The 22617-nt window shown below is 62.1% G+C and carries 24 protein-coding genes and 1 tRNA gene; 9 read left to right on the forward strand and 16 right to left on the reverse strand.

Annotated elements, in window-relative coordinates; all coding sequences use genetic code 11:
- Positions 1–3 precede the first annotated feature (3 nt).
- Together blaOXA and yidD are read right to left on the reverse strand one after the other, a co-directional pair.
- The gene (blaOXA, locus tag FJ546_RS16985; protein WP_140890390.1) at positions 4–831 is read right to left on the reverse strand and encodes a class D beta-lactamase; all 828 of its coding nucleotides are present in this window, start codon (positions 829–831) and stop codon (positions 4–6) included.
- Positions 832–979: 148 nt separating this feature from the next.
- Positions 980–1354 (reverse strand): membrane protein insertion efficiency factor YidD, encoded by a 375-nt coding sequence (yidD, locus tag FJ546_RS16990; protein WP_140890391.1) that lies wholly within the window; start codon positions 1352–1354, stop codon positions 980–982.
- A gap of 333 nt (positions 1355–1687) precedes the next feature.
- Here yidD and FJ546_RS16995 point away from each other — a divergent pair, with 333 nt between their 5' ends.
- On the forward strand, positions 1688–2605 hold the full coding sequence (locus tag FJ546_RS16995) for a LysR substrate-binding domain-containing protein (RefSeq protein WP_140890392.1): 918 nt from the start codon (positions 1688–1690) through the stop codon (positions 2603–2605).
- Between the two features lie 36 nt (positions 2606–2641).
- On the opposite strand, the gene FJ546_RS17000 is transcribed toward FJ546_RS16995, so the two are convergent.
- Both FJ546_RS17000 and FJ546_RS17005 read right to left on the reverse strand, forming a co-directional pair.
- Positions 2642–3121 (reverse strand): cell envelope integrity protein TolA, encoded by a 480-nt coding sequence (locus FJ546_RS17000; RefSeq protein ID WP_140890393.1) that lies wholly within the window; start codon positions 3119–3121, stop codon positions 2642–2644.
- A 2-nt stretch (positions 3122–3123) separates the two neighbouring features.
- Complete coding sequence (locus FJ546_RS17005; RefSeq protein WP_140890394.1) at positions 3124–3570, reverse strand: iron-sulfur cluster assembly scaffold protein; 447 nt, start codon at positions 3568–3570, stop codon at positions 3124–3126.
- A gap of 240 nt (positions 3571–3810) precedes the next feature.
- On the opposite strand from FJ546_RS17005, the gene folE reads away from it, so the two are divergent.
- The 4 genes from folE (at position 3811) to FJ546_RS17025 (ending at position 6796) form a co-directional block, all read left to right on the forward strand.
- Positions 3811–4446, forward strand: a complete 636-nt coding sequence (gene folE / locus FJ546_RS17010) for a GTP cyclohydrolase I FolE (protein ID WP_140890395.1) — start codon at positions 3811–3813, stop codon at positions 4444–4446.
- 111 nt (positions 4447–4557) lie between these two features.
- Positions 4558–5019: a phosphoribosyl-AMP cyclohydrolase gene (gene hisI / locus FJ546_RS17015; protein WP_095773083.1), complete on the forward strand. Its 462-nt coding sequence runs from the start codon at positions 4558–4560 to the stop codon at positions 5017–5019.
- Between the two features lie 84 nt (positions 5020–5103).
- On the forward strand, positions 5104–6075 hold the full coding sequence (locus FJ546_RS17020; protein ID WP_140890396.1) for a patatin family protein: 972 nt from the start codon (positions 5104–5106) through the stop codon (positions 6073–6075).
- 154 nt (positions 6076–6229) lie between these two features.
- Positions 6230–6796, forward strand: coding sequence for a dihydrofolate reductase family protein (locus FJ546_RS17025; protein ID WP_140890397.1), 567 nt, complete (start codon positions 6230–6232; stop codon positions 6794–6796).
- Between the two features lie 12 nt (positions 6797–6808).
- Here FJ546_RS17025 and recJ read toward each other — a convergent pair whose 3' ends face one another.
- The 8 genes from recJ to FJ546_RS17065 all read right to left on the reverse strand — a co-directional run bounded on the left by recJ (position 6809) and on the right by FJ546_RS17065 (position 13998).
- The gene (gene recJ, locus FJ546_RS17030; RefSeq protein ID WP_140890536.1) at positions 6809–8590 is read right to left on the reverse strand and encodes a single-stranded-DNA-specific exonuclease RecJ; all 1782 of its coding nucleotides are present in this window, start codon (positions 8588–8590) and stop codon (positions 6809–6811) included.
- Between the two features lie 190 nt (positions 8591–8780).
- A complete protein-coding gene (locus FJ546_RS17035) occupies positions 8781–9005 on the reverse strand; it encodes a DUF6434 domain-containing protein (RefSeq protein ID WP_140890398.1) in 225 nt (74 codons plus the stop codon).
- A gap of 73 nt (positions 9006–9078) precedes the next feature.
- Positions 9079–10062 carry a class II fructose-bisphosphatase gene (gene glpX, locus FJ546_RS17040; protein WP_140890399.1) on the reverse strand — a complete coding sequence of 328 codons (984 nt, stop codon included), beginning with the start codon at positions 10060–10062 and terminating at the stop codon, positions 9079–9081.
- 204 nt (positions 10063–10266) lie between these two features.
- Positions 10267–10434: a Thivi_2564 family membrane protein gene (locus FJ546_RS17045; protein WP_010909767.1), complete on the reverse strand. Its 168-nt coding sequence runs from the start codon at positions 10432–10434 to the stop codon at positions 10267–10269.
- Between the two features lie 70 nt (positions 10435–10504).
- Positions 10505–10864 carry a hypothetical protein gene (locus FJ546_RS17050; RefSeq protein WP_140890400.1) on the reverse strand — a complete coding sequence of 120 codons (360 nt, stop codon included), beginning with the start codon at positions 10862–10864 and terminating at the stop codon, positions 10505–10507.
- A gap of 123 nt (positions 10865–10987) precedes the next feature.
- Complete coding sequence (locus FJ546_RS17055; RefSeq protein ID WP_140890401.1) at positions 10988–12301, reverse strand: homoserine dehydrogenase; 1314 nt, start codon at positions 12299–12301, stop codon at positions 10988–10990.
- A 38-nt stretch (positions 12302–12339) separates the two neighbouring features.
- Positions 12340–13557, reverse strand: coding sequence for an LL-diaminopimelate aminotransferase (locus FJ546_RS17060; protein ID WP_019858471.1), 1218 nt, complete (start codon positions 13555–13557; stop codon positions 12340–12342).
- Between the two features lie 45 nt (positions 13558–13602).
- Positions 13603–13998 carry a hypothetical protein gene (locus tag FJ546_RS17065; protein WP_140890402.1) on the reverse strand — a complete coding sequence of 132 codons (396 nt, stop codon included), beginning with the start codon at positions 13996–13998 and terminating at the stop codon, positions 13603–13605.
- A gap of 98 nt (positions 13999–14096) precedes the next feature.
- Here FJ546_RS17065 and phaC point away from each other — a divergent pair, with 98 nt between their 5' ends.
- From phaC to FJ546_RS17080, 3 genes are all read left to right on the forward strand, one after another.
- Positions 14097–15932, forward strand: a complete 1836-nt coding sequence (gene phaC, locus FJ546_RS17070; RefSeq protein WP_140890403.1) for a class I poly(R)-hydroxyalkanoic acid synthase — start codon at positions 14097–14099, stop codon at positions 15930–15932.
- Positions 15933–16148: 216 nt separating this feature from the next.
- On the forward strand, positions 16149–17399 hold the full coding sequence (locus FJ546_RS17075; RefSeq protein ID WP_140890404.1) for a YcbK family protein: 1251 nt from the start codon (positions 16149–16151) through the stop codon (positions 17397–17399).
- A 416-nt stretch (positions 17400–17815) separates the two neighbouring features.
- Positions 17816–17890 (forward strand) — tRNA-Glu (locus FJ546_RS17080).
- A 364-nt stretch (positions 17891–18254) separates the two neighbouring features.
- Here FJ546_RS17080 and FJ546_RS17085 read toward each other — a convergent pair.
- The gene (locus tag FJ546_RS17085) at positions 18255–18626 is read right to left on the reverse strand and encodes a nuclear transport factor 2 family protein (protein WP_246686869.1); all 372 of its coding nucleotides are present in this window, start codon (positions 18624–18626) and stop codon (positions 18255–18257) included.
- A 1168-nt stretch (positions 18627–19794) separates the two neighbouring features.
- Between FJ546_RS17085 and FJ546_RS17090 the strand changes: the two genes are divergently transcribed.
- Entirely contained in the window at positions 19795–20331 is a 537-nt protein-coding gene (locus tag FJ546_RS17090) for a J domain-containing protein (RefSeq protein ID WP_140890406.1), read from the forward strand.
- A gap of 32 nt (positions 20332–20363) precedes the next feature.
- Here FJ546_RS17090 and FJ546_RS17095 read toward each other — a convergent pair whose 3' ends face one another.
- The 3 genes from FJ546_RS17095 to FJ546_RS17105 all read right to left on the reverse strand — a co-directional run bounded on the left by FJ546_RS17095 (position 20364) and on the right by FJ546_RS17105 (position 22557).
- A complete protein-coding gene (locus FJ546_RS17095; RefSeq protein ID WP_140890407.1) occupies positions 20364–20717 on the reverse strand; it encodes a TadE/TadG family type IV pilus assembly protein in 354 nt (117 codons plus the stop codon).
- A gap of 166 nt (positions 20718–20883) precedes the next feature.
- Positions 20884–21324 (reverse strand): TadE/TadG family type IV pilus assembly protein, encoded by a 441-nt coding sequence (locus FJ546_RS17100; protein WP_140890408.1) that lies wholly within the window; start codon positions 21322–21324, stop codon positions 20884–20886.
- Positions 21325–21330: 6 nt separating this feature from the next.
- Entirely contained in the window at positions 21331–22557 is a 1227-nt protein-coding gene (locus tag FJ546_RS17105; protein WP_181167969.1) for a pilus assembly protein TadG-related protein, read from the reverse strand.
- Between the last annotated feature and the right edge of the window lie 60 nt (positions 22558–22617).

A 22617-nucleotide genomic window follows, 5' to 3' on the forward strand; every position in this document is an offset into this window, starting at 1 on the left:
GAACTATTTCACCAGCAACGGCAGGTCTTTCAGAAACGCCGCCCGCGTCTTGAGGCCTTTTGGCATATCGGTGCGGGTGGCATCGACAACAAGGCGGGCAAAGACGATCTGCTGGCCGTCCTTTTTCGCCCAGCCGACGAACCAGCCGAGCGAACGCTTGTCCCTGATCTTGCCGGCATCATTGGCCAGCCTTGTGCTGCCGGTCTTGCCTTGCACCGTCCAGCCTCCGGCCTGGAACGTCGGGATGATGGCCGACGTCATGTCGTAGGCCTTGGCCGAGACCGGCAATTTGCGCGCCAGCAGCTTGCGCAGGAAATCGACCTGCTCGACCGGCGTGATCTTGAGCGAGGAGTTGACCCAGGAATGGGTGAGCCCGTCATTCTTGCCGGGATTGCCGGAAACGTCTTTGTTGCCATAGTCGAGTTTCGAAACATAGCCGGCAAAGCTCTCCGGTCCAAGCTTGCGAGTGATTTCACGCGAATACCAGAGGATCGAATCCTTTTCCCAGATCGTCGGGTCGACGGTCTTCTGGTCCCGCTTCACGGCCGCGAACTCGGGTTTGTAGTCCCAGCTCGGCGTGTGCTCGTCGCTCAGGATGCCGGCGTCATAGCCGATCAGCGAAAGCGGCACCTTGAACGTCGAGGCCGGGCTGAACCGCTGGTCGCAGGTGCCGTCCTGATAAAGCACCTTGCCGCTCGCCGCATCGGCAACCAGCGTGCACTGCACGTCCCCAAGCGGCGCCGATTGCGCGCGCATCGGGAACCCCAGCAGCCAGGCGAGCAGGAAGAGGACTCCGGCCAGGATAAAGGGCAGACGGTCGATGTTACGCATTGATGCTCGCTCCAGAAGGGTGTTCGCGAGCGGGCTTAGCGAGGTCTCTTGTCTCGATTTTGTCTCAAATGCGCAGTTGTTGTGCAGGCTGGCGTTAACCCTACCGGATCGTAAACATGCAGCGCCGCCAGAGGTGTGGGCGGCTCAGTTATGCACCCGTTTCGGCGCGCTTGCGGCCGATCCGCCAATAGCGCCAGGGCATGAACCAGACATAACGGTCCGCCAGCACTTCCGGAACCAAATCTATGCCGTGCGTGCCGAACGGCCCGCAGCGCAGCACCCTGAAAAACCCCATCCAGCCGCCGGCCCACAGGCCGTGGCGGGCGATCGCCTCATGCGCGTATTCGGAACAGGTCGGCAAATGCCGGCAGGAATTGCCGACAAAGCCGGAAAGCGTCAGCTGGTAGAGGCGCACAAGCGACGTGCCGACGAGACGGCCAGGCGTCTTGCGCCACGGACCGGGCCAGTTGCGCCCGCGCTCCGGCGGTCTGACAGTATGGGCATGCCCGTGCGGGTCGTGCACCGCGGTCTCCGTATCGCGTTTCCCCTGCGATAGATGTGAGCTTCGTCGGGAGAACGCAATCCCCGCCCCTTGTCCCCGGGGCCGTCATGGGCGGGAGCGACGAGACGGCAGCCTGTCAGCCGGAGGCGCCCAGCGGCCATGGCCGACAGGCCCCTCGCCGCACTTTGCGTGGTGTCTTTCGTCACGCCATTGGAACGTTGCGATCCGCATCACATCGCCAAGGATGCTCAGGAACTGGATCATGGTCGGTCTCCTTTGACGCGATTAGACCGCCGCTGGCCTTGGCCTTCAAACGAGTATAATTTCCACTTCGGATAATCCTGGGTTATGCGAATGAAGCGCGGGCGGCTGCCGTTGACGGCATTGAGGAGTTTCGAGGCAGCGGGCCGGCACCTGAGCTTCAGCAAGGCCGCAGAGGAGCTTTTCGTTTCCCAGGCGGCGATCAGCCGCCAGATCCGCGAGCTTGAAACCTTCCTGTGCCAGCCCTTGTTCGAACGTCACCATCGCCGCGTCGAACTGACCGACACCGGCCGCCGGCTGCTCGCCCAATTGGTCAGGAGTTTCGACGACATCGACAAACTGCTTTCGAAATTGGTGGCAGCCCCAGCGCAGTCCGTGGTTCGTGTCAGCGTCGAGCCGTCGCTTGCCTCCGTCTGGCTGGTGCCCCGGCTCAATCGGTTTCGCCAGTTGCGGCCCGATATCGACGTGTCCCTCGAAGTCGATGCCAGGCTGATCGAATTCCGCAGCGATCAACCCGAGCTTGCCTTGCGCTTCAGCGCAAAGACGACCTCCTGGCCCCGCAGCCAGGCGGAGCGGCTTGCCTCCACGGTCGATTCACCGGTTTTGTCGCCGGCGCTGCTCGCCTCGGGCCCTCCCCTCGATAAGCCGATCGACCTTGCCCGCTACACACTTTTGCATGAGGAAAATCGCCAGGGCTGGACGCGCTGGTTCGAAGCCGCCGGCGTGCCCGCCGATGCCGTGCCCGCGCGGGGGCCTATGCTGGCGGATATATCGCTCTCAAAGCAGGCCGCCCTGCTCGGACATGGCGTGGCGTTGGGCGATCTCTTGCAGGTCGGCGAAGAACTCAAGACCGGCGCGCTGGTCAAGCCGTTCGATATCAACGTCGCATCGGGTGCCTATTGGCTGGTGGCCCGGAGTTTGAAAAATCTGCCAGAGCCGGCCAAGGCTTTTGCCGACTGGGTGAGAAGTGAATTCGCCAAAAGCAGGCGGGCGCAGGAAGCGACGAATTGAGCCGATTGCCTAGCCCGGCTAATCCGGCTTCTTGCGTTATTGTCCCAGGAGTTTTTCGAGATCCTTCGCATCGACGCCCAAGGGTTTATCCGACGTGTCCTCTGCCGGGTGGAATGTGAGAACGACATCGCGCCACAGATCGTAGTGAGCCGCATAGGACGTCAGGCCGGGAAACGGCGCGCAACGCGTGATGGCCCGGACGGCAGCCTCGGCGACCTTGTCCGGCTGTGGTGTGACAGGACCGAGGATTTTTGGCGGACCGGCGAGCGAGCCGTCCTTGTTCAGGCTGATCCGGACGCGTGCAACACTCGTGGCATTTGCAGGCACTGCCCAACAGGTCTGGATAGCCTTCATGAGATAGTCGTGGATATCCCGCGTGACTGCCACGTCGGCCCGGCTCGAGCCGCAGCCCGACATGAGTGCGCCGGCAAGGCCCCAGACGAACACCAGGCCATGGAAGGGTCGGTGTCGCGGGCTGCCGCGAAGTCCGCGCATCGTCAGAACGGGAAATTCCAAGATCAGGCCGCCTGCTCGGCGCGCTTCTTCTCGATTTGGCCGATGGCGTCGACCACGGCGTCAAAGGTCAGCATGGTCGAGGCATGCCGTGCCTTGTAGTCGCGCACCGGCTCCAAATATTTGAGGTCGGCGAAGCGCCCTTCCGGCGGCGCGCCATTCTCTTTCAGCATCTTCAGCATGGCGTCGCGCACCGTGCGCAATTCCTCGGCGCTCGCGCCGACGACATGCTGCGCCATGATCGAGGACGACGCCTGGCCGAGCGCGCAGGCCTTCACGTCATGGGCAAAGTCGGTGACCATGCCATTCTCCATCTTGAGATCGACGGTAACGGTCGAACCGCACAGCTTGGAATGCGCCTTGGCGGTCGCGTCCGGATGGTCGAGCCGGCCGATGCGGGCGATGTTTCCGGCAAAACCGAGAATTTTCGCGTTGTAGACATCGTTGATCATTATTTTCCAATCCGTCGCCGCCAAGCGAACAGCGATTGCCGCTGCTGCGTCTTCCTTTCACTCGCTACGACCATATATAATGCTGGCAGTCCGGTAACGACAAGGCGATGAGCGCCGCTGTCCTGGCCGGGAAGTTCACGCCGCTTACGGGGCTGGAAACGGGGCGAGTTTCCGACACCGAAAGGTCGTGGTCCGTTCAACTCGTTCCTCCTTGGAGAGGAACTACGGGAGACGCCTTTTATGGATGCCGTCATCAAGAAACTCATGCCCCAGGCCGCCTACATGGAAAAGCCGGTCACCGACCGGCCGAGCGAGGCCGAGGTCGAGGCCGCCGTGCGGACATTGCTGCGCTGGACCGGCGACAATCCGGACCGCGAGGGGCTGATCGACACACCCAAGCGCGTGGCCAAGGCCTACCGCGAAATGTTCGGTGGCTATGACATGTGCCCGGCCGATGAGCTCGGCCGCACCTTCGAGGAGGTCGCCGGCTACGACGATCTCGTCATCGTCAAGGATATCCAGTTCCATTCGCATTGCGAGCACCACATGGTGCCGATCATCGGCAAGGCGCATGTCGGTTATCTGCCGGATGGCAAGGTCGTCGGCCTGTCCAAGATCGCGCGCGTCGTCGATATCTTCGCCCATCGCCTGCAGACGCAGGAAGCGCTGACCGCGCAGATCGCCGGCGTCATCCAGGATGTGCTCAATCCGCGCGGCGTCGCCGTCATGATCGAGGCCGAGCACATGTGCATGGCCATGCGCGGCATCCGCAAGCAGGGCTCCACCACGCTCACCTCCACCTTCACCGGCGTTTTCAAGGACACGCCCGAGGAGCAGGTTCGTTTCGTCACCATGGTTCGCGGCGGCGGGGCATAACGTCTAGGCCGATATCGCTAGGCCATGATCCCGAAAAACGCGGACGGGTTTTCGCGGACAAACGAAAACGTTTTGTCCAGAGATCTGGTCAAACAGGAAGAAACACCGACGATGTCGGCACTGGAATTTCCCAAAACTCCATCAGACAAGAAAGCCCTGGAGGAAGGCGCGGTGTTTTCGCCGCGCTTCGACGCCGCCGGCCTTGTCACCGTCGTCGTCACCGATGCCCAAGACGGCATGCTGCTGATGGTCGCGCATATGAATGCGCAAGCCTTGGCGCTGACACTGGAAACCGGCATCGCCCACTACTGGTCGCGCTCGCGCAACGCGCTTTGGAAGAAGGGCGAAACCTCGGGCAATTTCCAGCATGTCGTCGAGATGCGCACCGACTGCGATCAGGATGCATTGTGGCTGCGCGTCAAAGTGTTGGGCCACGACGCAACCTGTCACACCGGCCGGCGTTCTTGCTTTTATCGGACGGTGGGGCTCGTCGACGGCAAGGGGACACTTGTTGACGACGGCAGCAAGCCGCTGTTCGATGCGGAATTCACGTATCGGAAGCCATCGTCTTGAACCATCTGCCTCACGCCAACCACACGGATTCATCATTTCGATACGGCCTGTCCGTATATTAGTCTTGGGACAAGGGAGATCATGATGCTCGAGTGGGCGTCATTGCGAAACAGACCAGATGTCAGGGAGGCCAACGGCCTGACCTCTTCCGGCGGCGCGTCCGAAACGAAATCTCCCAAGAAAACAGGCATTTCGCTCGCTTTAGGCGGCGGTTGCGCAAGAGGCTGGGCTCATATCGGCGTGCTGCGCGCGCTCGATGAAGCCGGCATCGAAGTTTCGATGATCGCCGGCACCTCGATCGGCGCGCTGGTCGGCGGCTGTTATCTCGCCGGCAAACTGGATGAGCTGGAAGAGTTCGCCCGCAGCCTCACCAAGCGGCGCATTTTCGGCCTGCTCGATCTCAATCTGCGCGGCAGCGGCCTGTTCGGCGGCTTGAAACTCGATGCCCGTCTGCGCGAGCATGTGGCCGGCGTCCGTTTCGAGGACCTGCCAAAACCCTTCGTCAGCGTCGCATCGGAAATCCGCACTGGCCACGAGATCTGGCTGTCGCACGGCTCACTGATCACGGCCATGCGCGCGTCCTACGCATTGCCTGGCGTGTTCGAGCCGGTGAATTGCAACGGCCGCATGCTGGTCGACGGCGCGCTGGTCAATCCGGTTCCGGTATCGGTTTGCCGCGCTTACGAGCAGCCGCTCGTCGTGGCGGTCAACCTTCACTACGACCTGTTCGGCCGCGCCGCCGTGATCAAACACAGCGCCGGCGAACTGGTTGTCGAAAAGGACGCGCCGCGCGCCGGCCATGTTGGCACCGAGCACCAGTCGCATCAGACCCGCCTCGGCATCACCGGCGTCATGGTCGAGGCTTTCAACATCATCCAGGACCGCATCTCGCGCGCCAGGCTGGCGGGCGATCCGCCAGACATGTCGCTGCAGCCCAAACTCAGCCATATCGGCCTCACCGAATTCCATCGCGCCGACGAGGCGATCCAGCTCGGCTATGAGGCGACGATGGCCCAGATCGGCGAACTGACCCGGCTGCAGACCGTTCTCGCCTGAGATCAGCCACCCTCCGAAACACCCTCCGTTGCGTCGCATCGTTGGGGTGATGCTGCACCCTTGAGCGCGGCGGCAATTTGCCATGCCTCGCGATAACTGATTGCAAAATGCAATTGGTTATGCTGGTCTGCGTCTACTATACGGAGGCACGCCGATGGCCAAAATCGTTTATTCCATGCTCACCTCTTTGGACGGTTATATCGCCCGATCGGAGGAAGACATCGCACTGCCGGTGCCGGAGACAGAATTGCATCAGCATTTCAATGACATGATGAGGCAAGCCTCAGCAGTCCTTGCCGGGCGGCGGATGTACGAGACGATGCGCTTCTGGGACAGCCCGGAGCGCGAGACCGGCGCCACCGAGGTCGAGCGGGACTTTGCCCGCGCCTGGCGAGAGACGCCGAAGATCGTCTTCTCGACCACGCTTCGGCAGGTCGGGCCCAATGCCCGGCTGGTGAATGGCGATGCCGAGACCGCGGTGAGATCGCTCAAGTCAAAGACGGATGGCCTCATCATCCTCGGCGGCGCCGATCTTGCCGCCGGTCTGGCACGAGCAGGGCTTATCGATGAATACCGGCTGTACATGCACCCGGTCGTGCTGGGGGGCGGCAAGCCGTACTTCCAGTCCGGCCTGTCGCTGAGGCTGAAACCGCTTGGCAGGGAAAGCCTGCCCCAGGACGTGACGCTAATGCGTTATGCGCCGGCCAACCAAGCTGCATAGATACTGACGCGGCTACGCCCGCGCCGCATCGACAATGCGGAATTGCACCGTGCGGTTGCCGTTCCAGTAATTACCAGACAGCGAGCCGGCGACATGCACGCTCTTGCCACGGTTCTTGAAAAGGAATTCGCCAAGCACCGTATCGACGGCACGAAAGGCGATCGCCTGGATGCGGCCGCCGCTGTCCGACTGCAATTCGCAGCGTATATGGTTGGTGCCGACCGGCCGGGCGTCGGCCAGCCTATGGCGCGGCAGCACGAAAACCGGCGCGACGTGGCCGGCGCCGAAGGGGCCGGCCTTTTCCAGCGCGTCGAGCAGGCTGAGCGTCGCGCCTTCGGCCGCAAGCGCGCCGTCTATCGCCAGGCTCTCCTCGTCCTGTAGCCGAAACACGTCGGCAGCCGCCCGTTCCTCGAAGAACGCCCTGAGTTCGCCGAGCCTGGCGCGCTCCACAGTGATACCGGCCGCCATGCCATGACCGCCGCCCTTGACGATCAGCCCGACATCGGCGGCTTCGCGCACCAGCCGGCCGAGGTCGAAGCCCGACACAGAACGGCCCGAACCGGTGCCGATGCCCACAGCGTTGAAGGCAATGGCGAAAGCCGGCCGGCGCGCATGATCCTTCAGCCTCGAGGCGAGCAGGCCGACAATGCCGGGATGCCAATTGTTGCTGGCGGTGACGACGATCGCCGGGCCGCTGCCACCGGCAAGCTCGGCATCGGCCTCGGCACGCGCCGCGGCCAGCATCTCCTGCTCCATCAGCTGCCGCTCCTGGTTCAGTCGGTCGAGCGTCTCGGCGATGGTCCGCGCTTCGACCGGATCGTCCGTCGCAAGCAGCCGGCTGCCAAGCGCCGCATCGCCGATGCGGCCGCCGGCGTTGATGCGTGGCCCGATCAGATAGGCGAGATGGAAGGTGCTGATCGGCTCGCCAATGCGTGATAGCCGCGCCAATGCGGCCAAGCCTTCATTCTTCTGCTGGCGCGCCATTTGCAGCCCTTTGACGACGAAGGCACGGTTGACGCCGGTGAGCGGCACCACATCGCAAACGGTCGCCAACGCAACGAGATCGAGCAGCGAAAGCAGGTCTGGCGGCGCGACATCGCTCAGGCCACGCAGGATTTTCGCGGTCTGCACCAGGGCGAGGAACACGACACCGGCGGCACACAGATGCCCCTGCCCGGAAAGATCGTCGTCACGGTTTGGATTGACCACCGCAATCGCGGCCGGCAATGCCCCGCCGACCTGATGGTGGTCGAGCACCACGACATCGGCGCCGGCTTCGTTGGCGGCATCGACGGAAATGGCACTGTTGGTGCCGCAATCGACGGTGACGATCAGCGTCGCGCCGCGCGACACGAGTTCGCGCATGGCATCGGGATTGGGACCGTAACCCTCGAAGATACGGTCCGGAATATAGATTTCCGACGGTATGGAGAAATGTGCCAGAAACCGCTTCAGCAAGGCCGACGAGGCGGCGCCGTCGACATCGTAGTCGCCGAAGATCGCTACCTTTTCCCGCGCCATCACCGCCGCCGCGATGCGGGTTGCGGCCTTGTCCATGTCGGTCAGCGACGCCGGATTGGGCAACAGGTCGCGGATCGTCGGATCGAGGAAGCGCTCGGTCTCGTCGGCGGTAACGCCGCGTCCGGCCAGAACGCGCGCGACAATGTCGGGCACGCCATGACCTTGCGCGATGGCAAGCGCGACCATGTCCTGCCGTTCGGTCAGCCGGTGCTCCCAGGAGAGACCGGTCGCCGACTGCCTGACATCGAGGAAAAGGCGCCTTTCGCCCATTATGCGCTTTGCCAATTCATGGTTGGCCGCAGGATAGAGCATGTCGCCCGAAAATGTGCAGCGGTTTTGGGCTAACGACATGCGCAGACAACAGCCTAAAGTGCTGCGCGTGAACGCGACGCGCTTTAGGGCCGAAGACAGGCAAAACCAGGCGGTTCGCGGCGGGTGGCGTCGCAGGAGAATTCAACAAAAACTACGCTTTCCGCTTTTCAGCCAGACGCCGGATCCATTCGTCGGCGGCGTCGCCCATTGTCTTGTCCCGACCGTCCTTTAGCCAGGCCATGAAAGGCCGATCGAACCTGAACGTATCGCCGCATTCGCGGGTGAAATAGCGGCGCACATTCTGGGTGTTGCGATAGGATTTCGTGATGGGCGTGGCACGCGAAATCGGATCCGCGTGCCAGTCGAACACATTCATCGTCAATCCTTGCGCCGCCAGGGTTCAGATGCAGCCAAGGGCTAGCAACTACGGTGCAGCTTCGCAAGGAGCTCTAGAATTTATCCAGATCCTGATGCCGCGCCTTGATCTCGCGCACGGTCCGCGACGATGAGCGCAGTACGATGGTGTGGGTGGTGATATAGGTGCGGCCGAACTTGACGCCGGCCAGCATGTTGCCGTCGGTGACGCCGGTGGCCGCGAACAGCACGTCGCCGCGCGCCATGTCTTCCGCATGGTAGATCCGCTTCGGATCGGAAATGCCCATCTTGGCGGCGCGCGCGACCTTGTCCGGCGTATCGAGGATCAGCCGGCCCTGCATCTGGCCGCCGGTGCAGCGCAATGCGGCCGCGGCCAGCACGCCTTCCGGGGCGCCGCCGGTGCCGAGATAGAGGTCGATGCCGGTCTCCTCCGGGTCGGTGGTGTGGATGACGCCGGCGACATCGCCGTCGCCGATCAGCCGGATCGCGGCTCCCGTGGCGCGCACGGCATCGATCAGCTTGGCGTGGCGCGGCCGGTCGAGGATGCAGGTGGTGACGTCGGACACCGCGACACCCTTGGCTCGCGCCAGGCTCGCGATGTTCTCGGCCGGAGAAGCATCGATATCGATGACGCCTTCGGCATAGCCCGGACCAATGGCGATCTTGTCCATATAGACGTCGGGTGCGAACAGCAGGCTGCCCTTCTCGGCAATGGCGATGACGGCAAGCGCGTTGGGCAGGTTCTTGGCGCAGATCGTCGTGCCTTCGAGCGGATCGAGCGCTATGTCGACTGCCGGACCTTTGCCGGTGCCGACCTCTTCGCCGATATAGAGCATCGGCGCCTCGTCGCGCTCGCCCTCGCCGATCACCACCGTGCCCTTGATGGCAAGACGGTTGAGCTCCTGGCGCATGGCGTCGACAGCGACCTGGTCGGCAGCCTTTTCGTCGCCACGGCCGCGCAGCCTGGCGGCGGCCACGGCGGCCCTTTCGGTGACGCGCACCAGTTCCATGGTGAGTATCCGGTCAAGGCCGGCGACGATGTTCTGGGCCACATTCATGTTCGGCAAATCCTCGTTGGCATACCGCCTCCCGCCGGAGGCGCGCCTGTTTTGTCAAACGAGCATGACAACGGCAAGACTTGCCGGACGTTTTATCGAAAGGTCAGCAATATCAATCGATTGAACCGCATTTCCGCCACGATTGCGGCCCGGTCGGAAACGACCGGGCCGCCTTGGAGAAGCACAAACGACGGCTCTCGCGATCTAGAAAACCGCGAGATATCTGAGCAGCGAAATGATGCCGATGATGATGACGATGACCTGCACGATCTGCCGCATCCTGGCGTCGAGCGGCAGGCGTTGCACGAGATAGAGAACGAGAATGATGACGAGGAATGTGATCAGTATGCCGATCAACATGGATGAAGCCACGATGCCCTCCTTCAAATGAATTCCTGAAACAGAAAAACGAGCCGGCAATGCCGGCCCATTACCGGCACGCTCAATACCAACGGCGCGGCGTGTCGTTGTTCATCGACTGGCCGACGGCAATCCCGGCCAGAAAACCAAGCAGGCCGATCACGCCGACCAAGGCGGTTGTCGTGCCCGGGTTTTCGCGCGCGACTTCCGAAACCGCCTGAGCCTGGCTGCGCAGCTGCTGTGCCGTGCGCGATGCACGTGCCGCGGCCGTCTCATAAAAATCCGAAGCCTGTTCGCTGGCATCATCGAGCATTTCCGCGCCCCTTGCCGAAATGCTCTTGTTGATCTTGGTGATCTCCTTGCGCAGTTCAGCGATCTGCTTTTCCAGCGTTTTCTGGATATCGTCGATGGATGGGGTGTCGGGCTTGCTGGTATCGGCCATGAAGCGGCTCCCTTGGTTGCTGACCAAGAGAACGGCGCCGCAACGAATTCGTTCCGGCCGGTTATGGCAGGTCGCCATCTGTCGACCGCAAGACCAGCGAGGACGTTACCCGCCGGGGGACGACTACCCTGCCCGCTCGATGCGGATGACCTGCGGCTTGTCGGTCAGGTGACCGTCCTTGGTGATGCCGTCGACGGCCTTGCGCACGGCCGCCTCGGTGGTCTCGTGGCTGACGAGGATCACCGTCTTCTGCGCCGCCGCCTCGCCGCTGACCGCATGCTGAACGATCGATTCCAGCGAAATATCGTTGTCGGCCATGCGCTTGGCGATCGCGGCGAAGACGCCGATGCGATCATGCACGGTCAGCCGGATGAAGTAGCCGCCGGCATGGCTGCGCATCTGCGCCTTCTTGTAGGGCCTGAGCTCCTTCGCCGGCAGGCCGAAGACCGGACCGTGCTGGAAGCCGGGCCGGCTCTTAGCGATGTCGGCGATGTCGCCGATGACGGCCGAGGCAGTGGCGTTGCCGCCGGCGCCGGGGCCTGAAAGCAACAATTCGCCAAGAATGTCGGTCTCGATCGCCACCGCATTGGTGACGCCATGCACCTGCGCGATGACGGAAGCGGTCGGCACCATGGTCGGGTGCACGCGCTGCTCGATGCCGCTTTCGGTGCGCTGGGCAACGCCGAGCAGCTTGATCCGGTAGCCGAGATCGCCGGCCGCACGGATGTCGGCCTGGGTGATGTTGGAAATGCCTTCCATATAAATGTCGTTGGCGGCGATCTTGGTGCCGAAGGCAAGGCTGGTCAGGATCGACAGCTTGTGCGCGGTGTCGTGGCCCTCGATGTCGAAGGTCGGATCAGCCTCGGCGTAACCCAGTCGCTGCGCGTCCTTCAGGCAGGCGTCGAACGAAATGCCCTCGGCCTCCATGCGGGTGAGGATGTAGTTGCAGGTGCCGTTGAGAATGCCGAACACGCGATTGACCGAATTGCCGGCCATCGCCTCGCGCATCGTCTTGATGACCGGAATGCCGCCCGCCACCGCCGCCTCGTAGTTGAGCAGCACGCCCTTCTTCTCGGCGATCTCGGCCAGCGCCACGCCATGCTTGGCGAGCAGCGCCTTGTTGGCGGTGACGACGTGGCGGCCGGCTTCGAGCGCCGCCTTGACCGACAGGCGCGCCGGCCCCTCGTCGCCGCCGATCAGTTCGATGAACACGTCGATGTCGGCGATCTGTGCCATCTTGACCGGATCGTCGAACCATTTTGCGGCGCTGACATCGACGCCACGGTCGCGTTTCGGGTCACGCGCGGAAACCGCCGACACGACGATGTCGCGCCCGCATTGCCGGGTCAGCTCCGCTGCCTTGTCGCGCAGCACCCGCGCCACCGATGCGCCGACCGTGCCAAGTCCGGCAATTCCAACACGCAGAGCTTCAGCCATGGAAGGCGACGTCCCTCAAAATCAGATCGAATTTTTGCTTACCGGTGGGCGGACAGCGGCACCACATTGTTGGGCTGCTTGGCGCTGGTCGACAGGAAGCGCTTGATGTTGCGCGCCGCCTGGCGGATCCGGTGCTCGTTCTCGACCAGCGCCAGGCGCACGAAATCGTCGCCATGTTCGCCGAAGCCGACACCGGGCGCCACCGCCACATCGGCGTGCTCGATGAGCAGCTTGGAGAATTCGAGCGAACCGAGATGCTTGAACGGTTCGGGGATCGGCGCCCAGGCGAACATCGAGGCGGCGGGAGCTGGAATGTTCCAGCCGGCGCGCCCGAAGGAATCGACCATCACGTCGCGGCGCTTGTGGTAGACCTCGCGCACCTCGGCGATATCGGCGCCGTCGCCGTTGAGCGCATGGGCCGCGGCCACCTGGATCGGCGTGAAGGCGCCGTAGTCGAGATAAGACTTCACCCGGGTCAACGCCGAAATCAGTCGCTCATTGCCGACGGCAAAACCCATGCGCCAGCCGGGCATGGAGAAGGTCTTCGACATCGAGGTGAATTCGACGCAGACATCGATGGCGCCCGGCACCTGCAGCACCGAAGGCGGCGGGTTGCCGTCGAAATAGATCTCCGAATAGGCAAGGTCGGACAGGATGATGATGTCGTTCTTCTTCGCGAACGCCACCACGTCCTTGTAGAAGTCGAGCGACGCGACCAGTGCCGTCGGGTTCGACGGATAGTTGAGGATCAGCGCCAGCGGCTTCGGGATCGAGTGGCGAACGCCGCGTTCCAGCGCTGGAATGAAACCATCGTCCGGCTCGACCTGCAGCGAGCGGATGACGCCGCCCGACATGATGAAGCCGAAGGCGTGGATCGGATAGGTCGGGTTCGGGCACAGGATGACGTCGCCAGGCGCGGTAATCGCCTGCGCCATGTTGGCGAAGCCTTCCTTCGAGCCGAGCGTGGCCACCACCTGCGTGTCGGGGTTGAGCTTCACGCCGAAGCGGCGCTGATAATAAGCCGCCTGGGCGCGGCGCAGGCCGGGAATGCCGCGTGAGGAGGAATAGCGATGCGTGCGCGGATCGCGCACCACTTCGCACAATTTGTCGACAATGGCCTTGGGCGTCGGCAGGTCCGGATTGCCCATGCCGAGGTCGATGATGTCGGCGCCGCGCGAACGGGCGCTGGCCTTGAGCCGGTTGACCTGCTCGAACACGTAAGGCGGAAGCCTGCGGACCTTGTGAAACTCTTCCATGGCAGTTCCAGACAGCAAAAGGGGCTATGGGCGCGCGCTATATACTCATTTGCAGGTAGGGTCGAGGGCGGGATCACATTTGCCTTCGATCTGCTTCAGCGTCTGCGGACCATGTTTCGTGGCCAGGTCCGCCAAAGCCGCCTGATTGGAGACCGCAGCGCCGCCGCCGCTTTTGGCGCCCTGCGCGCCGCCATCAGCCTTGAGTTCGGCGAGCTTGGCGTTCGTCTCGGCCTGCGTCAGCTGCTTGTTCGCCACTTTGGGCGGGACGTTGAGGTTCGGAAAGGTGCCGGTATCCTTTGGACCTGCATTGTCGGCCATCGGCACAGGAGCGTTGGTATTCGTGCTCGAACACCCGGCGATCCCCAAAAGCACGATCGCCGCGCCGATGCGGCAAAAGCGTGCGGCATCAAAAAAAACAGTCTCGCCAATATTAATCGTCATATTGTTTCCTTGGCAGCCGCGGTAGAGCGAGATTGGACCCTGTCGGATGTCCCATGTTAATATGTCAAGAAAACGCTTCCGGAGGAACCCCGCGAACCATGTCCAAAACACCCGATTCGGGCAAAACGGAAGATGACGAGCCTTCGACCGTCGAGCAATATCTGGTGAAGGATCCGGAGCGCTTCGCGTTGAACATGGCGCGCATGATCGAGCAGGCCGGCAAGGCGGCGTCCGCCTGGGCCGAACCGCGCGAGCGCGGCGAAGTGCGCGACCACGTCGCCGAGCCGGTCGTCGACATGGTCAAGACGTTTTCCAAGCTGAGCGAATACTGGCTCGCCGACCCGCAGCGCGCGCTCGAAGCACAGACGCGGCTGTTCGCCGGCTACATGACCGTGTGGGCAAACGCCATCCAACGCGTCAGCCCCAACGCCGAAGGCCCCGACGACGCCGTCAAGCCGGAGCGCGGCGACAAGCGTTTCCAGGACCCGGAATGGGGCCGCAACGCCTTCTTCGATTTCCTCAAGCAGGCCTATCTGGTCACCTCGCGCTGGGCGTCCGAACTGGTCGAGCACGCCGAAGGTCTGGACGAGCACACCCGCCACAAGGCGAGCTTCTACGTCAAGCAAGTGTCCAATGCCATCTCGCCGTCGAATTTCATCCTGACCAACCCCGAGCTTTTCCGCGAGACCGTCGCTTCCAACGGCGAGAACCTGGTGCGCGGCATGAAGATGCTGGCCGAGGATATCGCCGCCGGCAAGGGCGACCTGAAACTGCGCCAGGCCGACTATTCGCCCTTCGAGATCGGCAGGAACATCGCCACCACACCCGGCAAGGTGGTCGGCCGCAGCGATGTCGCCGAGATCATCCAGTATGATCCGGCGACCGAGACGGTGCTGAAACGCCCGTTGCTGATCTGCCCGCCCTGGATCAACAAGTTCTACATACTCGACCTCAACCCGCAGAAATCCTTCATCCGCTGGGCGATCGAGCAGGGCCACACCGTCTTCGTCATCTCCTGGATCAATCCGGACGAGCGCCACGGCGCGAAGGGATGGGAAGCCTATATCAGAGAAGGCCTGCAATATGGCCTCGACACGATCGAGGAGGCGACCGGCGAGCGCGATGTCAACGCGATCGGCTACTGCGTCGGCGGTACGCTGCTGGCGGCGGCGCTAGCTCTGATGGCACAGGAAGGCGACGACCGCATCAAGTCGGCGACCTTCTTCACCACGCAGGTCGACTTCACCTATGCCGGCGACCTGAAAGTCTTCGTCGACGAGGAACAGGTCGCGGCGGTGGAGAAGTCGATGAACGAGAAGGGCTATCTCGACGGCACCAAGATGGCGACCGCCTTCAACATGCTGCGCTCCGGCGACCTGATCTGGCCCTATGTCGTCAACAACTACATGCGCGGCAAGGATCCCCTGCCCTTCGACCTGCTCTACTGGAATGCCGACTCGACCCGCATGGCGGCGGCCAACCATTCCTTCTACCTGCGCAATTGCTATCTCGAGAACAACCTCTCGCGCGGCAAGATGGAACTGGCGGGGCATACGATCTCGCTCGGCGATATCACCATTCCGGTCTACAACCTCGCCTCGCGGGAAGATCACATCGCGCCGGCGCTGTCCGTTTTCCTCGGCTCGAAATATTTCGGCGGCAAGGTCGACTATGTGATGGCGGGATCGGGCCACATTGCCGGTGTCGTCAATCCGCCCGCCTCCGGCAAGTACCAGTATTGGTCCGGCGGCAAACCGGAAGGCGATTTCGGCCAATGGATTGCCACGGCCGCTGAGCATCCCGGGTCGTGGTGGCCGCACTGGCAAAGCTGGATCGAGGCCAAGGACGACACCCGCGTGCCTGCCCGCAAACCCGGCAAGCATATGAAAACCTTGGGCGATGCTCCCGGCAGCTATGTGAAGGTGCGTGTGTAACGGACTGTAATGTCTGGTGAGTTGACGGCCCGTCAAAAGCGGGCGAAATGGTGTCGTCAACCATCAAGCAGCCGTAATTCGGCAATCGCTGCAAAAATACTTCCAGGCTTGCGGATTTGACACAGGTCTCGTTTCCGGATCGGAGACAAAGGTGACCTTGGACAGCGACTTCCAGTGCTGCGCCAAGGACGTACCGACCGGACATCGAGGGGGAATTTGACTTTGAAATCAGCAGGATGGAGCCTCGCAAAGGGAGAACGCAGCGCCATCTTGGCAGCGCTCTGCTGTGTGCTCCTGGCCTCCTGCACATCGGCCGGCGACCCGACAATGTCGGTCGGAATGCCCGGCTACAATGCCTCCGCCTCCGACGTTAACGCGGCCGCCACCGGCAAGCCCATCGCCTCCGCCGATTCGACTTCGCAGACAACGGCCACGCAAACGACCGTGATGAGCGAAGGCGACACCGCGCTCCCCGAAAAAGTCGCTTACGTACCGATCGCCAAGCCGCAAGCAGCCTTTCCGCTGATAACGCCGGCCGGCGCTGAAACGATCGCGGGACAAACGCCGCAGGCCTTGCAGCAGCCGGCCCAGACGGCGCAGCAGACAGACGCGGTCGCCCAGAAGATCGCCGCCGCCGATGCCGCGGTGACAACGCCAAAGCCGGCCGCGGCGCCGGTGATGAACAATCCGGTCTATGTGACCGCGGGTGAGGCGCCACAAGCCGAGGCGCCAAAGAAACGTGGCTTCCTGGCCTCGATGTTCGGCGCCACGCCCGCTTCGGCCACACCGGCTCCGCTCATCAACACGCGATCGGGCGAACAGCCGACCGCACAGGCCAAACCCGCGGCGGCGGCAAAGCCGATCATCACGTTGGCCTCGGCCGACTCCCCGGCAAAGCCGATACAGTTGGCCTCGACCGGTGACGACGCCGGTCATATCACCGGCAGCGATGCCTTGCCTGGTGTGCGCCAGACCGCCCTGTTCGAGATCAAGCGAAAATCCGGCCTCGACGACGAAAGCGACGTCGACCTCAATGAGGACGAGGGTCCAATCGGCGGCAGCTATCAGGTTGCGTCCGCCGCCGGCATGGCCCGGCTCGCGCCCAACGGCTTGCTGAAGCAGAACGAAAGCGTCGATGTCGCCTGCCTGAAGCCGTCGCTGGTGCGCGTGCTGAAGACGATCGAAGGCCATTATGGCCGCAAGATGGTGGTCACGTCAGGCTACCGCGACCCTGCCCGCAACCGCCGCGCCAACGGCGCCAAGAACTCGCTGCACATGTACTGCGCCGCCGCCGACATTCAGGTGCCCGGCGTTTCCAAATGGGAACTGGCGAACTACATCAGGACCATGCCCGGCCGCGGTGGCGTCGGCACCTATTGCCATACCGAATCGGTACATGTCGACGTCGGACCCGAGCGCGACTGGAACTGGCGCTGCCGCAGGCGAAGCGGCGGTGGTGACGGCTGAACGGCGCGATTTGACGGGCCAGAGCAGCCAGGTCGTGCCATCAATATCGTTCCAGTGGACTTTCCACATTGGCCCGAGCATCCCCCAACTTCGTCATCCACGGGCGGAGCAGGAGCGAAGCGCCGTCGCGAAGACCCGAGGATCCTGTGTGACCTTGGTTGAAGGGCGCAGCCGAGCAGAATTCCGCACCGTTGCAACGCCTTGAAGTCGCGGCATGGATTCTAGGTCTGCGCCGCGTCGCTTTGCTCTTTGCTCCGCCCTGGAATAACGAAGCAATGGGCGTTTTCGCTAGTCACCAAGCCGCGCGGTGGGTGATGAAGCCCCCGATTCCAAAGCCTCGGAAAAAAGTTGTCCAAGCCGGCACCTGACGGGTTGCCGGTTGCGCACAACGTCAGTATAAGCCGCTTCGTCTGAGCGCGCCCATCGTCTAGCGGTTAGGACACCGCCCTTTCACGGCGGTAACAGGGGTTCGATTCCCCTTGGGCGTACCAGACCTTTCAAACACTTTGCGACCTCCCTGTCCTTACTGTCCAATTTTTGGGCCGATTCCAAGGAATCGGTCAGAATGGCAAAGCAAACAATTTCGCGTGCACGATGGGCGTCACCCGCGCCTAATCCGGCAGGTCTGATGCGGCGGACCTTTCAGAGATACGCCATCCCGTCACCGGGCATGTCGCCGTCTGCGCCGAACCCTTTGGCTTCGGCTTCGGGGTGATCTCCTCGACCCGAGCCCTCGCGCGCCATCGTGAAGCATCGCCTGCTCCGGCGCCTGGGCTTCACCTTCATCCTGCGTAGTCAGGATACTGCGCCCGTGCGCCTTGTCGAAGACGCTGACGAGGTAGGCCAGCTTGTCGGTCATTGGCCGGGATCGGTGCTGTTGAGGCTGCACATGCGGATCAGCCAGCGTCCGCCAGCAGCCTGTCGCTCAAAAACGCTGAGTGAAGTTCCGTTCCCGGTCGCCTCACCCTCCGAATAGGCCGCAAGAGACCATGCCAGTTGCCCGGATGCCCCCGCCTCCAATATGGCTAATGTTTTGTCGGGGGTGGCGTATTGGGTCCAGACGCCATGCAGCGCCTCTATCGCCGCGCGGCCGCGAGCCGGCGGCGCATAGGGAGAATGCAATTCCGCGTCAGAGGTGAATACCGCCGCACAACCGGCAGCATCGCCGGCCCGATAAGCCGCAACGTAGATCTCCCAAAGCTCCTGCAGTTCGTCGCGGATCGACATCATTTCGCCGGTAAGGCTGCTCCTTCATTCGTATGCTGCAATTACATTAGCATGTGCACATATATTGACCAGCCGGCGTCGCTGTTGCTCACAAAACAGCCCGTCGGTTAGGCCCGACCTCCTCGGGCGCCTGTTGGCCTGCCCAGCCGTGGGCGGCGGCGCCGGTCCATCCCATGACAGGCCGGCCGCGAGTTCATTTGCATTTTAGCTAATTGAATGTGAGATGGTCGTGAAATTCCGAGCGGGGGCTCATGACCACAGACATTTTTCTGACCGCTATCGCGGCATTCTCGATACTCGTTCCGCTGTACTTTATCCTCAGGTGAGGCGTTAAGCCGCCTGATTGGCGCACCAGCGCGCGTCTCCCGCTGGCGCTGTCCTACGCGGCAGAGGCTTCCCGCGCGTCCTGGCGCCGCCTATGGCCAGTCGCTGTGTCTCTGGTTGCACCTGCACTCTGCTAGAACGCAGAAACCTCGCCGCTCCATTTGCGAAGCGGCGAGGCCTGCCCCAACCTCGCCCCAATTGCCGGTCCCAACAGCCGGCTTCGCAGACAATGCAATTGTTGTGCCAGCGACAATTGATCTATTACGGGACAGAAGGACCGGTCGCCGCTACGCGGCCGCATCGTCCGGCCTGCTCAGGCGCCGCCCACTAGGCGCGATCGATTTCGAGGCCGACGGCGCCTTCTTTCCAGGAACCCTCACAAAGCCCGCCCTTTCGGCGGTAACAGGGGTTCGATTCCCCTTGGGTGCACCAGACTTTCGTGTACTGAGCTCCACCCCCTATTTGCCGAATATCTCAGCCGCCCTTGCCTTGAGTCCCGGAGCAACCGCATCAACCATCTTATTAGCAAGCGCTTGTGTTCCTCATAAAGCCGGATCATGATCCAAACCATCAGGTCGCTGAAGGGGTAGAGCGCCATGGAACTGAGCTGTTATGATCCGAGCGGGAGCATTTTTGCATCACCCGCCTTCCTTAACCTCACAGCTGTTTTCATCATTCTGGCCGCCTTCGCCGTTGCGCGCCTGATTGCAATGTCACGCGCGGATTCTCTCGACCAGCTTCGGTTCGCGCCGATCCAAGCCGCAAGTTGAGGACTGTCGTTCCTTGCCTTCAGCAGCCATGCTCTCGACGGTGTGCGCAATAGCCAAATTGTGGGGGCGCCATCTTGTTCGTTGATTACTACGAACTCCTGGAAATCAGCCCGAATGCCAACTCGGAAACGATAGAACGGGTATTCCGCTATTTTGCAATGCGCTACCATCCTGACAACCAGGACACCGGCGATGAGTCACGCTTTAGCGAAATCCTGGAAGCCCACAATGTGCTCAAGGATCCTGTGAAGCGCGCGCAATATGATATCCGGCACAAAGACCATTTGAATCTGCGAACGGAGCTGATTGGGGAAGCCAGCAACAACACAACCATCGAACGCGATGTGGCCATTCAAGCGAAATTGCTCTCGCTGCTCTATGTCAAACGCCGGCAAGACGTAAACAATCCCGGCATTGGCGATACAGAAATCGAACGTTTGTCAGGCTGTCCACGAGAACATCTTGAGTTTCATCTCTGGTACCTGAAAGCCAAGGGCTGGATTGGAAGGATCGAGAACGGAACCTACGCGATCACCGTGGAAGGCATCGATCGCGCCAATTCCGAACATCGCCGTGACACCACAATAAGACTGCTGGACCATGCCGGCTGAAACGAGGAAGCTCGCGTCAGCGCCGTATGTCACTAACCGCCGACCAGCGGCACGCTGACGGTGGTGGCGTAGTTGATCGGAAAGGTGTTGAGGTAAGGAAAATCGACGACGAAGGCATAGGTGGCGGTCAGATGCGCCATGCGGAAACCGCCGCTTGCCGGGTCGATGGCGATCGTCACGTTCACATCCTTCAGACCCAAGGCCTGCAATTTCTGTGTGGCGATCGATTGGATGTCAGCCTGGGTCAGCGTGTTCTGAAGCTGCAGCGAGCGCGATGATGTCTCCAGCGTATAGCGAACGCTGGACACCGAATGCATCGACCAGCCCAAGGCGAAGATCCCGAACAGCAATATGATGAGGAACGGTGCGATCAGCGCGAACTCCAACCCGGCCCCGCCCGATCGATCTCGCCGGAAGGCGCCTTGCCTGGCGCAATTCCAGGAAAAGTGTGAGCCGGTTGTCCAGGGAAAAGCGCGCAGCGCTTTCGCTTGGGAATCGCGGCTAGACAAAGAGCTAGGGCGTTTCGCCATTTCCGCGAAACGGTGAGACGCCCTAGCGAACACGGATCACCTCCAGATGGCCGATGACGCTGGGAGCGGAAAAGACGCCGAAGGTGAAGGGCGGCGTCCAGGTGGCCGATGCCTGGATCTGAACATAGACCGACGGCACCTTTGGTCCGCTGCACAGAGTGGAGGCGTCGACCACGGTCGTCCCGCACATATAGATCCGGCTTAGCGTGACCTGGCCGTCCGCCGGCCGTTTCTCCCAGCTCGAAATGGCAACGGCCTGCGTCGCCGTATCATCGGTCGATCCTTCCATGATCAGGTTCGCGGCGGTCTTGACGCCGGCACGCATCGACAGCGAACTCGTCACATAGGACCAGCCGTCTATGATACCGAGCAGCGCCGCGCACAGGAAAGGCAGGACCATCGCGAACTCGACCGCGGCAACGCCCGTATCGTCGCCAAGGGTCGGCTTTGATCGGCGTTCCACGGGCGGCTACTCGACCAGCGCGACGGACTGCGTCGCCGGAATGTCGCGCATTCCGAGGCTCGTGCAATCCTGGCTGATGGTGGAGTTGCCGGACCATTGGATCGTACTGGCGACAACCTGGGTGCAGCCGCTGTTGCCCGAGAAGTTGCCAAGGTAGCTGACTTGCTGTTTGGGGAAGTAAATAGCCCCGGTCAGCAGCGAGTCTGCAGTGCCGTTGAATGTGCTGGATGCGCTGTTGCCGGTCCTATCGCCGTAGAACAGCACGCCGGAATAAGTGCCCGAGGTCGGTGCGCTGAGCTGCACGGAGGCATTGCCATTCATGCTGACGGTCGAACTGCCCGACATGAAGATGGTCACTCCGCTGCCGGTGACCACTGCGTTGGCGTTGATCTTGAAGTTGCCTTGGACGACATAGACGCCGGGCGAAAGCGTGACATTGCCCTTCAGCGTCATGCCGCTGCAATAGGTACCTGGACTGAGCGTCGCCTTGTTGTCGTTCTGGCAGGGGTTCGAGGCGGCAGGGGTCGGCAGGCCGGCGAATGGATCGGCTGCAGGCAGCGCCTGGGTAATCGGAGCCGCACAGACGGTCGTTACGGGGTTGCTGAGAGAGACACCGCCCGCTGATATCAGGCAATCGACATTGAGGGCCGCCGAGCCCTGAAGCTTGATGGCGTCCGAGGCGATCGAATTGGCCATGACAACGCAGTGGGAGAACTTGACGCTGGTGTTGCCGGAAAACAGCACCGCCTGCGAAGTGGATGGATCGAGCGCGAGCGCGCAGGCCTTGGAGGCGTCGGTGATAAGCGCTACCGCCCTCGCCTGTTCGGGAACCTGGCCTTGTGTGAAGATCGAGGTGAATATCCGGTCGAGCTTCTGACCGACGATCACCTCGACCGCTTTCTTCGTCGTATTCGGCCCAGACGCCGGCGGCGTGTTGACGACGATCGTGCCTGAACCCAGCCCATTGGTCGCGGCCGACTGGGTCGCCGCCGCGACGATCGTCGGCTGGTCGGACCCTGATATCTGTTCGAGTGCGCCGGCATAGGCCGCGGCGTCGGCCGTCGCTTGCAGTCTGAGGCTGTTGTAGTACCAGTAGGACGTCTCCACGCCAAAGCCGGCCGCGCCGACGACGATCGGCAGGCTAAGGGCGAAGATGGTGGCAACATTCGCCCGTGTGCTCCGGCATATACCGGTCGCCATGATCCGAATTCGGGTGAAGCAATTGAAAATCATAACTTAAATTAGAAAGCATGCATATATGAAGGAACGGCTAAAAAGTTCGGTTCATTTTTG

The organism is Mesorhizobium sp. B2-4-19, from assembly GCF_006441315.1.
Taxonomy (GTDB): Bacteria; Pseudomonadota; Alphaproteobacteria; order Rhizobiales; family Rhizobiaceae; genus Mesorhizobium.

Excerpts from the sequence above, each read along its gene's own strand:
- blaOXA (WP_140890390.1), bottom strand. The coding sequence starts at position 831 with ATGCGTAACATCGACCGTCTGCCCTTTATCCTGGCCGGAGTCCTCTTC.
- FJ546_RS16995 (WP_140890392.1), top strand. The coding sequence starts at position 1,688 with ATGAAGCGCGGGCGGCTGCCGTTGACGGCATTGAGGAGTTTCGAGGCA.
- FJ546_RS17005 (WP_140890394.1), bottom strand. The coding sequence starts at position 3,570 with ATGATCAACGATGTCTACAACGCGAAAATTCTCGGTTTTGCCGGAAAC.
- folE (WP_140890395.1), top strand. The coding sequence starts at position 3,811 with ATGGATGCCGTCATCAAGAAACTCATGCCCCAGGCCGCCTACATGGAA.
- hisI (WP_095773083.1), top strand. The coding sequence starts at position 4,558 with ATGTCGGCACTGGAATTTCCCAAAACTCCATCAGACAAGAAAGCCCTG.
- FJ546_RS17020 (WP_140890396.1), top strand. The coding sequence starts at position 5,104 with ATGCTCGAGTGGGCGTCATTGCGAAACAGACCAGATGTCAGGGAGGCC.
- FJ546_RS17025 (WP_140890397.1), top strand. The coding sequence starts at position 6,230 with ATGGCCAAAATCGTTTATTCCATGCTCACCTCTTTGGACGGTTATATC.
- FJ546_RS17035 (WP_140890398.1), bottom strand. The coding sequence starts at position 9,005 with ATGAATGTGTTCGACTGGCACGCGGATCCGATTTCGCGTGCCACGCCC.
- glpX (WP_140890399.1), bottom strand. The coding sequence starts at position 10,062 with ATGAATGTGGCCCAGAACATCGTCGCCGGCCTTGACCGGATACTCACC.
- FJ546_RS17050 (WP_140890400.1), bottom strand. The coding sequence starts at position 10,864 with ATGGCCGATACCAGCAAGCCCGACACCCCATCCATCGACGATATCCAG.
- FJ546_RS17055 (WP_140890401.1), bottom strand. The coding sequence starts at position 12,301 with ATGGCTGAAGCTCTGCGTGTTGGAATTGCCGGACTTGGCACGGTCGGC.
- FJ546_RS17060 (WP_019858471.1), bottom strand. The coding sequence starts at position 13,557 with ATGGAAGAGTTTCACAAGGTCCGCAGGCTTCCGCCTTACGTGTTCGAG.
- FJ546_RS17065 (WP_140890402.1), bottom strand. The coding sequence starts at position 13,998 with ATGACGATTAATATTGGCGAGACTGTTTTTTTTGATGCCGCACGCTTT.
- phaC (WP_140890403.1), top strand. The coding sequence starts at position 14,097 with ATGTCCAAAACACCCGATTCGGGCAAAACGGAAGATGACGAGCCTTCG.
- FJ546_RS17085 (WP_246686869.1), bottom strand. The coding sequence starts at position 18,626 with ATGTCGATCCGCGACGAACTGCAGGAGCTTTGGGAGATCTACGTTGCG.
- FJ546_RS17105 (WP_181167969.1), bottom strand. The coding sequence starts at position 22,557 with ATGATTTTCAATTGCTTCACCCGAATTCGGATCATGGCGACCGGTATA.